Source organism: Mycobacterium sp. E2462, assembly GCF_001672685.1.
Taxonomy (GTDB): domain Bacteria; phylum Actinomycetota; class Actinomycetes; order Mycobacteriales; family Mycobacteriaceae; genus Mycobacterium.
Window position 1 is genome coordinate 1 of sequence record NZ_LZKC01000041.1, and the last position, 11,656, is coordinate 11,656.

An 11,656-nucleotide genomic window follows, 5' to 3' on the forward strand; every position below is an offset into this window, starting at 1 on the left:
CGGCGCCACGGTGCCGGTGCGCTGGTCGCTGGTGCCTCAGGACGCGCCGGGCACCGCCGCGCCCGGCCAGGGCCGGGACTACCTGTTCGACGATCTCATCCGCACGGTGGCGTCGCGGCCGGTGAGCTGGCGCCTGATCCTGACCCTCGGCGAGCCGCAGGACCCGACCCACGACGCCACCCGGCCCTGGCCGGCCGAGCGCCGCACCGTCGACGCCGGCACCATCACCATCACCGCGGTGCAGACGGAACGGCCCGGCAACGCCCGCGACGTCAACTTCGACCCGCTGGTGCTGCCCGACGGCATCACCGCCTCCGACGATCCGCTGCTGGCCGCGCGGTCGGCCGTTTACGCCCGCTCGTTCACCCGCCGCGCCGAGGAGCCCAAGACGCCCAGCGCCGTCGACGTGGGGACGGTGCAGCGGTGACCGCCGAGCCGGCGACGCAGGCCACGCCCCGCTTCACGCTGGCCTCGCGGCTGCTGCACTGGCTGATGGCGCCGATGGTGATCGCCCAGCTGCTGCTGGGCGTGACGATGGTCGCGGCCCTGGCGTACTACCCGTTGTTGCTGGCCATCCACCGGCCCGTCGGCCTGCTGATCCTGGCCTTCGCCGTGGTCCGGCTGGCGAACCGGCTGACCCACCGGCCCCCGGCGTTCCTGGCCACCATGAGCCGAGCCGAGCGCCGGATCGCGACGTGGTCGGAGTACCTGCTCTACGCGCTGCTGCTGGTGCAGCCGCTGACCGGGTGGGCGATGCTCTCGGCGGCCCGATTCCCCGTCACGCTGGTCGGGCCGCTGCGGCTGCCGTTCATCGCGCCGCGCAACCTCGACCTGTTCGCCGTGCTCCGCGAGTGCCATGGCGTCCTCGCGTTCCTGCTGTTCGCGGCGTTTACCGCGCACATGTGCGCGGTACTCTTCCACACCTTGGTGCTGCGCGACCGGCTCCTCGACCGGATGGCGCTGTGGCGCACTCGGCGGGTGCGCCCGGAGCAAGCCTGAGGACCGCCTCCGGTGGCCTGCCTGCCCGGCCGGGCAGCGGCCGAATATGATCGGCACGATTCAAGCGTGCAGGCGCGCGGCCACCGGGACCACGAGAGACTGGGAGAGTTCGATGCCGAACCAGCAGCAAAGCGAGCGGATGACCTCCGGCAAGGGGTTCATCGCCGCGCTCGACCAAAGTGGCGGCTCGACGCCCAAGGCGCTGCGCTTGTACGGCATCGAGGAGGACGCCTACTCCTCCGAGGAGGAGATGTTCGACCTCATCCACGAGATGCGGTCGCGCATCATCACCTCCCCGGTGTTCAACGGCGACCGCGTGCTCGCGGCGATCCTGTTCGAGCAGACCATGGACCGCGACATCGAGGGCACCCCGACGACCACCTACCTGTGGGAGACCAAGGGCGTGGTGCCCATCCTCAAGATCGACAAGGGTCTCGCGGACGCCTCCGACGACGTGCAGCTGATGAAGCCGATCCCGGGGCTGGACGACCTGCTGAAGCGGGCCGTCAGCAAAGGGGTGTTCGGCACCAAGGAGCGGTCGGTGATCGGCGGCGCCAACCAGCAGGGCATCGCCGCGGTGGTAGCCCAGCAGTTCGAGGTGGCCCACCAGGTGCTGTCCCACGGCCTGGTGCCCATCATCGAGCCCGAGATCACCATCTCGATCTCGGACAAGGCGCAGGCCGAGCAGATCCTGCGCGACGAGATCACCAAGCAGCTCGACACGGTGCCCGACGGGCAGCGGGTGATGCTCAAGCTGAGCCTGCCCAGCGAGGCGAACTTCTACCGGCCGCTGATCGAGCACCCGAAGGTCATGCGCGTCGTCGCCCTGTCCGGTGGCTACTCCCGCGAGGAGGCCGACGAACTGCTGGCCAAAAACGCCGGCCTGATCGCCAGCTTCAGCCGGGCGCTGACCGAGGGCCTGTCGGCCCAGCAGTCCGACGAGCAGTTCGACGCCACCCTGGACAAGTCCATCCAGGCGATCTACGACGCCTCGGTCGCCGGCTGACCTAGTACCGGTGCCGCGCCAGCCGCGGCGGGCCCTGGCCGGTGTCGCCGTCGTCGGACACCAGCGCGGGGACCAGCTCGCTGGTGACCAGCCCCTGTTCGCGGGTCACCTCGTCGACGACGTCGAAGGATTCGGCGATGTTGGCCGGGGTGTCGATGACGACGGTCAGCACCGGCACCCGCCGGGTCAGCGACATCAGCGTGTCGCCGTGCGGCCGGTGCTCGCCGTGAAAGCCCCAGACCCCGCGCAGCACCGTCGCGCCGTCGGGACCGCGGCGTCGGCGAAGCTCGGCGACCAGCGCCCGGTGGATCGGCACGCCGTCGTGATGCGCCGACTCGCGGGTGTAGATCGCCAACTTCTGGAACAGCGGCAGCCCGTGCTCGTCGACGCCGGGCAGCGGGTCCGGGCGTTCCAGCAGCGTCCCGTCCCGTTTGCACACCCGGACGCGTTCGAGGGTGAACAGGGGCCTGCGCAGTAACGTGCCCAGCTCCGGCACCACCTGGCCGATGCGGTCCCCCGACCCGACGGCCACGATCATCATCGGCACGTCGGCGTTGCGGCCCAGGAAGTGCGCGCGCTGGCGCCGCCCGTGCGAGACCCCGTCGACGCCCAGGAAGACCGACGCGCCGGCGAGCCGGCGCCGGTGCATCAGGTCGCAGAGCGCGACGTAGGCGGGCGCGCCGTTGACCCGCTCCTTGCGGCCGACGTAGATGGTCAACTTGACGGCCTCGGGCAGCTCGTCGGGCAGCCCGCTGCGGCCGGCGTCGCCGCGCAACAGGCGGGCCCGCTCGAGGGTCACCAGGCCGCGTTGCTGAAGGGCGAGCACCGGGTCGATCAGCGCCTCGATCTTCGCGGTGGTGTCGACCGCGCTGATCGCCACCGGGGGATCCTCGGACAGCGTCAGCGACTGATCCGTGCGCAGGTGCCGGCCGGTGCCGAAGCCGCTGATCCCGCGCAACACGATCCCGCAGGCGACGTCGTGGCGCGCGTACAGGTCGAGCATCTGGTCGGAGACGAATCCCTGGGCGGTGCGCCGGCGCTCGGCCGAATAGGTGGTCAGCTTCAGGCAATCGTGGTCCACGGCCGCTCCTCGGGCGTTGCTGCCGGCAGTTTACGGCGCCCGGACGGGCCGTGACGGCGCAGTGCCCGGCCGGGGGTCAGCGGCCGTCGCCGAGCGCCCCGACGATGAGGCGCGTGGTCCGTTCGGCGCGCCGCCGCGAGTAGGCCCGGGCGCCGGAGAGGAGGGGGTAGACGACGCCGCCGACGATGGCGTCCGCGGCCGACTCGGCGACCCCGGCGTCGATGCCCCCGGCCAGCAGCCGGGTCCGCACGCTGTCGTGCAGCGGCGCGCTGAACCCGGCGCGCAGCCGGACCGCCGTTTCCTCGTGCTCCATGCAGGCGACGGTCAACGTGCGCAGCATCGCCGAACCGCGGGCGGTGGTCAGGCTGGCGACCAGCTTGCCGACCCAGGCCACCAGATCGGCGGCCAGGTCGCCGCTGTCGGCGACGGAGGCCACGAGCTTGTCGGCGTCCTCAAGCATGACGTCGGCGACCAGCGCCGGTCGGCTCGGCCACCAACGGTAGATCGTCTGCTTCCCGACGCCCGCGCGGGCGGCGACCGCCTCGATGCTCAGGCCGTCGAATCCGCGCTCGAGCAGCAGTTCGCGGGTGGCGGTGACGATCGCCGTGCGCGATCTCTCGCTGCGCCGCCGCGGCGCACCCGCCTGAGTGAGATCGCTTGGCATGGGGGGATCCTCACTGCGCATCAGCCCGCTTTACATCTCGCGACTACCCCCGGTAGTCTGCCACAAGACGAGACGGTCCGTCTTGTCTCGAGGCGGGTCGCCGCAGCGAGAAGCAGTCCCCAACCGCGGAAGGGTAGCAGCCCGTGCGGCCCACACCAGTCGCCCTCCGGCCGTCGTCATGACCCTCGGCCTCAGCCCGGAACAACACGACCTCAGCGACGCCGTCGCGCAGTTCGCCGCCCGGCACGCCCCGATCGCCACCACCCGAGACCACTTCGACCAGCTCGCCGCGGGGCGGCTGCCGACGTGGTGGGACACGTTGGTGGGCAACGGTTTTCACGCCGTCCACGTCCCCGAGGAGCTGGGCGGGCAGGGCGGTCGACTGATCGACGCGGCCTGCGTCCTCGAAGCGGCCGGCAAGGCGCTGCTGCCCGGGCCGCTGCTGTCGACGGTCACCGCGGGTGCGGTCGCGCTGCTCGCCGAGCCCACCCCGGCCGCGCAGGCCTTGGTGCGCGACCTGGCGGCCGGTGCACCGGCCGCGGTGGTGCTGCCCGACGACGGCGACTTCCGGGCGCGCGCCGAGGGTGGCCGGTGGTTGATCTCCGGCGCCTCGCAGGAGGCCGCGGGCCTGGGCGCGGCGCGACTGGTCCTGCTGGGCGCCCGCGGCGACGACGGCGTGGTCTGGGCTGTCGTCGACATCGAAAACCCCGCCGTGACAGTCGACTTGCTGCCGGGCACCGACCTGATCGCCGACACCGGCGTGCTGCGGGTCGACGACTACCGCGCCGCCGAGGACGCCGTGCTCACCGGACTCGACGCGGACCGCGCCCGCTGCGTCGCGCTGGGCCTGGTCGCCAGCATGACCTGTGGTATCGCGCAGTGGTGCGTCGAGGCCGTCACCGCGCACCTGCGCAGCCGCGAGCAATTCGGCAAGGTGATCGGCACCTTCCAGGCCTTACAACACAGCGCCGCGATGCTGTTGATCAACAGCGAGCTGGCCACCGCGGCGGCCTGGGACGCCGTGCGCGCGCTCGACGAGTCCCTCGAGCAGCACCAGATCGCCGCGGCGGGCGCGGCGACCATCGCCATCTCGCCCGTGCCCGACCTGGTCCTAGACGCGCTGACCATGTTCGGCGCCATCGGGTTCACATGGGAGCACGACCTGCACCTGTACTGGCGGCGGGCGATCAGCCTGGCCGCGTCGATCGGGCCGGCCAGCCGGTGGGCCCGGCGGCTGGGACAGCTGACCAGCACCCGCCAGCGGGACATGTCGGTCGATCTGGGCGACGCAGAGGCCGGCTTCCGGACACAGGTGTCCGAAACACTGGACGCCGCAAGCACACTGAGCAACGACCAGCCGGGGCGTCAGGGCGACTACGACGAATTCAAGATCGGGCCCCAACGCACCCTGATCGCCGAGGCGGGCCTCATCGCGCCGCATTGGCCGCCGCCGTGGGGCCTGGACGCCGGCCCGCTACGGCAGCTGATCATCGACGACGAATTCGCCAAGCGCCCGGACCTGGTGCGGCCCTCGCTGGGCATCGCCGAGTGGATCCTGCCGTCGGTCCTGCGCGCCGCGCCACCGGACCTGCAGGAGAAGCTGATTCCACCGACGCAGCGCGGCGAACTCGCGTGGTGCCAGCTGTTCAGCGAGCCCGGCGCCGGATCTGACCTGGCCGCGCTGAGCACTCGCGCCACCAAAGTGGACGGCGGCTGGAACATCAACGGGCACAAGATCTGGACGTCGGCCGCCAACCGCGCGGACTACGGCGCCCTGCTGGCGCGCACGGACCCCGAGGCGAGCAAACACCGCGGCATCGGCTACTTCATCCTCGACATGCGCACCCCCGGGATCGACGTGCACCCGATCAAGATGGCCACGGGCGAAGCGCATTTCAACGAGGTCTTCCTCACCGACGTCTTCATTCCCGACGAGATGCTGCTCGGCGACGCGACCGGCGGCTGGAACCTCGCGATCGCCACGATGGCCGAAGAGCGTTCGGCCATTAGCGGTTACGTGAAGTTCGACCGCGCCGCCGCGGTGCGCCGGCTGGCCGCCGAGCCGGGCCCGGACCGCGACGACGCGCAGCGCGCGCTCGGCGAACTCGACGCCTACACCAATGCCATCAAGGCGCTGGGTGTGCGGGAGACCATCCGGCTGCTCGACGGCCAGGCGTCCGGGCCGGCGTCGAGCATCGCCAAGGTCGCGATGAACGTGTTGCTGCGCAACACCTTCGAGGCCACCCTGCAGCTGACCGGCAAGCTGGCGATGGTCGCCGATTCCGACCCGCCCGTCGTGCGGCCGTACCTGCACCTGCCCGCCGAGCTGATCGGCGGCGGCACCCGGGAGATCCAGCTCAACATCATCGCGCAGATGATCCTGGGCCTGCCGCGAAAGTAGGGCCGCCGAGCGCGCAACTGGCCGCACGCTCGGGTGTGCGCCCTGCTTACATCTGCGCCCAGACGATCTTGGTCTGCAGATAGGTCTCGATGCCGGCCTTGCCGGACTCATAACCCCAGCCGGACTGCTTGTACCCGCCGAACGGCATCGAATGGTCGAACTGCATCTGGCAATTCAGGCCGACCGTTCCCGCCTTGAGCCGCTTGGCCATTCGGTGTGCCCGACCGAGGTCACTGGTCCAGGTGGTGGCGGCCAGCCCGTAGGTGCTGTTGTTGGCCAGCGCGACGGCCTCGTCCTCGTCGTCGAAGGGCAGAATGGTCACCACCGGTCCGAAGATCTCCTCTTGGAACAACCTGCTCGTATCCGGGTCCACGTTGGTGACGACGGTCGGGTGCACGAAATAGCCCTTGCGGTCCAGGCGGTGCCCGCCGGTGACCAGTTCCGCGCCGTCGGATCTGCCCTGCTCGAGGTAGCCCAGGACCCGGGTCAACTGCTTCCGGCTGATCAGCGGGCCGACCATGGCGCCCTCGTCCCTGGGGCCGCCGAGCTGCATGAGGTTGGCCATGTTGGCGATGCCCTCGACGACGCGTTCGTAGACGCCGCGCTGGGCGAAGATCCGCGAGCCGCACACGCAGGCCTGGCCGGAGTGGATGAAGGTGCCGAACGACGCCATCGGGATCGCGAGGTCGAGGTTCGCGTCGTCGAAGATCACGACCGGGGACTTGCCACCCAGCTCCAGCGTCACCTTGTTGAGGTTGCTGTCGGCCGCGGCGTGCACGATGGCCCGACCGACCTCGGTGGACCCGGTGAACGCGACCTTCTCGACGTCGGGATGCGCGGTGATCGCGGCGCCCGCGGTGTGGCCGTAGCCGAGCAGCAGGTTGACCACGCCCTCCGGCACCCCCGCCTCGGCCAGGATCCGGTCCAGCACGAGGGCCGACAGCGGCGTCTCCTCGGCCGGCTTGACCACGCTGCTACACCCCGCCGCCAGCGACGGCGCTAGCTTGGCGCAGAAGTTGAACACCGGGCCGTTCCACGGAAAGATCAGTCCGACAACGCCATACGGTTCCCGAAGCGTGTACGTGTGCAGGTGCGAGTCGACGCCGGTGAGACCGCCGGTGTTGACGTCGCGGGCGATGCCGTCGATCTTGGTGCACCACCCGGCGTAATAGCGGAACCACTCCGAGCCGACCTTGGTGATGATCTGCGCCTGCGCCGGCGGGATGCCGGCGTTGACCGATTCCAGTTCGGCCAGAATTTCGGCGTTCTGGTCGATCAGGTCGGCGACCCGCCACAGCACCTTGGCCCGGTCATAGTCGGGCATCCCCGACCACACCCCGGACTCCGCCGACGCCTTGGCCCGCGCGACGGCGTCGTCGACGGCCTCCGGGCCGCAGTCGGTGAATTCGGTGAGCTGTTCCTCGGTGGCCGGGTCGATGATCGGGATGACGTCCCCCGTGCCGGGTCGCTCGCGAATCTCGTCCAACACAGCCTGCACCGACATAAACCCTCCTGGCATCGTTGCGCGAATGGGGCGCCACGGCGAAGGTTATGCGCTTAACCGCGCGGTGTCCAGCCTCCGCTAGGTCGACGACCGGACGACCAGCTGGGCGATGTCGGTGAGCTCCGGCGACGGCGGGGCGGGATGCCCGAGCCGCTCGAAGACGGCGGCGACGGCGGCGTCGGCGACCGCCGCGGGGTCGAACTGCACGGTGGTCAGCGGCGGTGTGCTCATCACGCCCATCGGGCTGGCGTCGACGCCCATTACCGCCAGGTCGCCGGGGCAGGCCAGCCCCGCCCGGTGCAGCCCGTAGAGCACCAGGCACGCGATCTCGTCGCTCTGGGCGCACACCGCGGTCACCCCGTCGGCGACCCAGCCGGTCGCCACCGTCGCGGCGTTGTCGAGGGTGACCTCGCCGACGCGCACGGGCGGCAGGTCGCGCAGCCGCGCCGCTCGGGACACCCCCTCGAACCAGTAGTCACCCAGGGGGCGCCACCGGGCAATCCCGGTGTGGGCGAACGCGATTCGTCGATGCCCGCGCGAGACCAGATGGTCGACCCGCATCTCGCCGACGGCCAGATGCGGGTCACCGAGCGCGGGCAGCGTACCGATGTCGATGTGCGGAATGCCCGCGGCGCGCACCGCGCGCAACGCCACCGCGCTGAGCGGGAACAGGCTCGTCACCGCCACCGGATCCAGGTTCTGGATCGCGTCGACCACGTGCCGGTCGTCATCGGTCTCGAAGATCTGCACCTGCAGCAGACCCTGCCGCGCCAGCGCTGTCGTCATCCGGCTGCCGGCCTGCATCGGCATCTCACCGACGGCCACGTGCGGGACCACGTAGAGCACGACGCCGCCCTTGCCGCGGGCGAGGTTGCGCGCGGCGAGGTTGGGCCGGTAGCCGAGCAGCTTCGCGGCCCGGTAGACCGCTTCGCGGGTGTCGGCGGAGATGCGGCGGCCCTCGGCGTTGTTGAGCACGTAACTGACCGTGGCGGTGGACACGCTCGCCAGGCGGGCGACGTCGGCGGTGGTGGGTCGCGCGGCTTTGCCGGTGCTCACTGCCTCACCTTCCGCGCCCGGTCATGCCTCATCGTGGCACGCCGACACCTCGCGGCGCGCGCGCCCCGCGAATCGCCGGCGAGACCAGTCGGCCTGCCGCACGATGGGGCCGCGGGTGCGCGCGGAAATGCATGCGGTCATCCCCGACCTGACGCTGCCTACGGCACCGCGTGCCGGCCGGACCGGCTCACCCCGCCGACCGGGCGACGAGCGCCACGGAACGGTAAGCCGTGCCGCGGGATTCGCGCTCCCAGAGGATGTCGCCCCCTTCGCAAGCGGTGCCCTGCGCGATCAGCTGGCGCTTGAGAACCTTGTGGGTGGCGGTGCTGGGCAGGTCGGCCGCGATGCGCAGGTAGCGGGGGCGCGCCTTCGGGGACAGGTCCGGCTGCGCGGCCAAGAACGCCTCGAACTCCGCGGGCTGCAGCGTGTGGCCGTCGTTGAGGACGACCGCGGCCATCACCTGGTCACCGACATGGCCGTCCGGGACGGCGTACACGGCCACCCTGTTGATCGCGTTGTGCCGTAGTAGGATTCGTTCGATGGGGGCGGCGGCGAGGTTTTCGCCGTCCACCCGCATCCAGTCCGCGGTGCGCCCGGCGAGGTAGATCCAGCCGTCGGCGTCGCGATAGGCGAGGTCGCCCGACCAGTACATGCCGTGCCGCATCCGCTCGGCGTTGGCCTGCGGGTCGTTGTAGTAGCCGGTGAAGAAGCCGGATCCCGCGGTGTTGACCAGCTCGCCCACCGCCTCGTCGGCGTTGAGCAGCGCCCCGTCGGCGTCGAAGCGCGCGACGGCGCATTCGGTGACGGTGTCGCTGTGGTAGATCGCCACCCCGTCGGCGCCCCGGCCGATCGACCCCTTGGGCGTGCCGGGTTCGCGAATCACGATCACGGCGTTCTCGGTTGACCCGAAACCGTCTTCCACCTGCACGCCGAACCGCCGCCCGAACTCCTCGATGTCTTTATCGTTGGCCTCGTTGCCGAACGCCACCCGCAGCGGGTTGTCGGCATCGTCGGCGCGGCGCGGCGTGGCCAGGATGTAGGCCAACGGTTTGCCGACGTAGTTCATGTAGGTGGCGTTGTGGCGGCGGATGTCGTCGAGGAAGCTGCTCGCCGAGAACTTCGCCGGCACGATCGCGGCGCCCGAGCACACCGCCGGCGCCCAGCCCGCGACGACCGCGTTGGAGTGAAACAGCGGCATCGAGACGTAGCAGGTGTCCCGTTCGGTGAGGTCGAAGCGCTGCGCGAGGCTGAGACCGGCGACGGTGGCCATGAAGTGAGACACCTGCACCGCCTTGGGATTGCCGCTGGTGCCGGAGGTGAAGATCATCATGAACGCGTCCATTGCGGTGACGTCGCGGTGCGGCGTCAGCTCGCCCGCGGCCTCGACGAACTGTGCCCACTGCGGCGTCGAGCTGTCGAGGATCCGGACCGCGCCCAGGTCGAGGCCGTCGAGCAGCGGGCGGTGCTCGGCGTCGGTCACCACGAACTGGCAGTCCGAGCGCCGGACGTCGGCGGCCAGGGCGTCGCCGCGGCGGGTGGTGTTCAGGCCGCACAGCACGTAGCCGCCGAGCCCGGCGGCCGCCATTTGGCTCAGCATCTCGGGGGTGTTGCCGAGCAGCGCGCCGACGTGCAAAGGCCGTTGCGGGTCCGCCGCGGCGATCAACGCCGCGGCCCGGGCCGTCGCCCCAGCCAGGTAATCACGCCAGGACCATTGCGCGTCTTGATGTTTGACCGCGACCGCCGGATCGGCCAGGCGCTTGCGCAGCAGCGCTTGAATCGTGTCGTCAGTCATTGTCCGGGTGCACCCTCACTCTGCCGTGCGAGACGAGACGGTCCGTCTTAGGATAGCCGCCGCCTCGGCGCCGCCGCGCCGCGGTGAGGGGCCCCGGCATCGCGGAGGTGTTGTGCAAAGCTTCACGCCCCTGTCGCGCAGGATTTCCCGGCCACGGCCGCGCGTATCCCCGGCTCGGCCGGGGGCTTCGGCGATGATTGCCCCATGTTGTTCGAACTTGGCAGGTCGCTCGTGCTGCTGCGGAATCGCGCCCGCGGGCTGCGGCGCGCCACCGCGCGCCCGCAGCCCATCCAACCCGCCGGGCGTCGCGACGGCCGGCGCTGCGAGCCGGGGGGCACCGCGCCGTGACCGGCGTCCGGCGGCGTTATCCGCCGACCATCATCAGGCCGCCGTCCACGGCGAGCAGTTGCCCGGTGATGAACCGCGAACCCGGCCCGGCCAGGAAGACCAGCATCGGTCCCACGTCCCGGGCGGGGTCACCGAGCGCGCCGCCGAGCGGGATCATCATCTTCATCTGCTGATCGATGAGCGCGCCCGCCTCCGGACCGAGAAAAGCGCGCAGCCGGTCGGCGCCGGGTGTCTGCACCGCGGGCGCCAGCGCGTTGACGGTGACGTTGTCGGCGGCCCACGCCTTGGCGGCCGAACGTGTCCAGGCCTGCACCGCGCCCTTGGTCGCGGCGTAGACGGCCGAGATCGGGCTGCCCATCACGGCTTCCGAGGAACCGAAGTTGATGATCCCCCCACCCCGGGGATCCTGGCTCTTCATCACCGCGTAGACAGCCTGATTGGTGAGGATGGTCGCTTTGACGTTGGTGTCCAACAGGAACGAGATGTCGTCGGCGTCGATGTAACCGGGGATGCCGGCCTGCCACAGGCCCGCCGCGTTCACCAAGACGTCGAGTCCGCCCAACCGTTCGGCCGCCTGCTGCACCATGGCCGCGACGGCGTCCGCGTCGCGCACGTCGCACTGCAGCCAGCCGGCCGCGAGGTTGTCCGGCGGCGGCGTCTGGTGATAGGTGGCCACGACGTCGGCGCCGCCCGCGGCCAGGGTGCCGACGGCGGCCGCGCCGATGCCGGTGGCTGCGCCGGTGACCAGGATCCGCCTGCCGCGCAGCGGCAACGTCGCGTCTGACATGGGCACGACGCTACCGCC

At 71.0% G+C, this 11,656-nt stretch carries 9 protein-coding genes and 1 pseudogene; 4 read left to right on the forward strand and 6 right to left on the reverse strand.

The window, feature by feature from the left end:
* The 3 genes and pseudogenes from A5714_RS02365 to A5714_RS02375 form a co-directional block, all read left to right on the forward strand.
* Nucleotides 1–427, forward strand: a pseudogene (locus tag A5714_RS02365) (catalase); the annotation flags it as partial.
* Entirely contained in the window at nt 424–999 is a 576-nt protein-coding gene (locus A5714_RS02370) for a cytochrome b (protein ID WP_068282367.1), read from the forward strand. The pseudogene A5714_RS02365 and the gene A5714_RS02370, both read left to right, overlap by 4 nt.
* Nucleotides 1,000–1,111: 112 nt before the next feature.
* The gene (locus A5714_RS02375) at nt 1,112–2,005 is read left to right on the forward strand and encodes a fructose bisphosphate aldolase (RefSeq protein WP_068282373.1); all 894 of its coding nucleotides are present in this window, start codon (nt 1,112–1,114) and stop codon (nt 2,003–2,005) included.
* 1 nt (nt 2,006) lies between these two features.
* On the opposite strand, the gene A5714_RS02380 is transcribed toward A5714_RS02375, so the two are convergent.
* Nucleotides 2,007–3,086: a DUF190 domain-containing protein gene (locus A5714_RS02380; RefSeq protein WP_068282377.1), complete on the reverse strand. Its 1,080-nt coding sequence runs from the start codon at nt 3,084–3,086 to the stop codon at nt 2,007–2,009.
* A 76-nt stretch (nt 3,087–3,162) separates the two neighbouring features.
* On the reverse strand, nt 3,163–3,750 hold the full coding sequence (locus tag A5714_RS02385; protein WP_068282379.1) for a TetR/AcrR family transcriptional regulator: 588 nt from the start codon (nt 3,748–3,750) through the stop codon (nt 3,163–3,165).
* 178 nt (nt 3,751–3,928) lie between these two features.
* On the opposite strand from A5714_RS02385, the gene A5714_RS02390 reads away from it, so the two are divergent.
* Complete coding sequence (locus tag A5714_RS02390; RefSeq protein WP_068282383.1) at nt 3,929–6,151, forward strand: acyl-CoA dehydrogenase; 2,223 nt, start codon at nt 3,929–3,931, stop codon at nt 6,149–6,151.
* A gap of 46 nt (nt 6,152–6,197) precedes the next feature.
* On the opposite strand, the gene A5714_RS02395 is transcribed toward A5714_RS02390, so the two are convergent.
* The 4 genes from A5714_RS02395 to A5714_RS02410 all read right to left on the reverse strand — a co-directional run bounded on the left by A5714_RS02395 (nt 6,198) and on the right by A5714_RS02410 (nt 11,638).
* Nucleotides 6,198–7,655, reverse strand: coding sequence for an aldehyde dehydrogenase (locus A5714_RS02395; protein ID WP_068282385.1), 1,458 nt, complete (start codon nt 7,653–7,655; stop codon nt 6,198–6,200).
* A gap of 78 nt (nt 7,656–7,733) precedes the next feature.
* Entirely contained in the window at nt 7,734–8,711 is a 978-nt protein-coding gene (locus A5714_RS02400; protein ID WP_068282393.1) for a LacI family DNA-binding transcriptional regulator, read from the reverse strand.
* 187 nt (nt 8,712–8,898) lie between these two features.
* Nucleotides 8,899–10,503 carry a fatty-acid--CoA ligase FadD1 gene (fadD1, locus tag A5714_RS02405; protein ID WP_068282398.1) on the reverse strand — a complete coding sequence of 535 codons (1,605 nt, stop codon included), beginning with the start codon at nt 10,501–10,503 and terminating at the stop codon, nt 8,899–8,901.
* 364 nt (nt 10,504–10,867) lie between these two features.
* The gene (locus A5714_RS02410) at nt 10,868–11,638 is read right to left on the reverse strand and encodes an SDR family NAD(P)-dependent oxidoreductase (RefSeq protein WP_068282401.1); all 771 of its coding nucleotides are present in this window, start codon (nt 11,636–11,638) and stop codon (nt 10,868–10,870) included.
* Nucleotides 11,639–11,656 lie beyond the last annotated feature (18 nt).

Coding starts and splice junctions, on each gene's coding strand:
- A5714_RS02410 (WP_068282401.1), bottom strand. CDS start 11,638: ATGTCAGACGCGACGTTGCCGCTGCGCGGCAGGCGGATCCTGGTCACC.
- A5714_RS02390 (WP_068282383.1), top strand. CDS start 3,929: ATGACCCTCGGCCTCAGCCCGGAACAACACGACCTCAGCGACGCCGTC.
- A5714_RS02385 (WP_068282379.1), bottom strand. CDS start 3,750: ATGCCAAGCGATCTCACTCAGGCGGGTGCGCCGCGGCGGCGCAGCGAG.
- A5714_RS02395 (WP_068282385.1), bottom strand. CDS start 7,655: ATGTCGGTGCAGGCTGTGTTGGACGAGATTCGCGAGCGACCCGGCACG.
- fadD1 (WP_068282398.1), bottom strand. CDS start 10,503: ATGACTGACGACACGATTCAAGCGCTGCTGCGCAAGCGCCTGGCCGAT.
- A5714_RS02375 (WP_068282373.1), top strand. CDS start 1,112: ATGCCGAACCAGCAGCAAAGCGAGCGGATGACCTCCGGCAAGGGGTTC.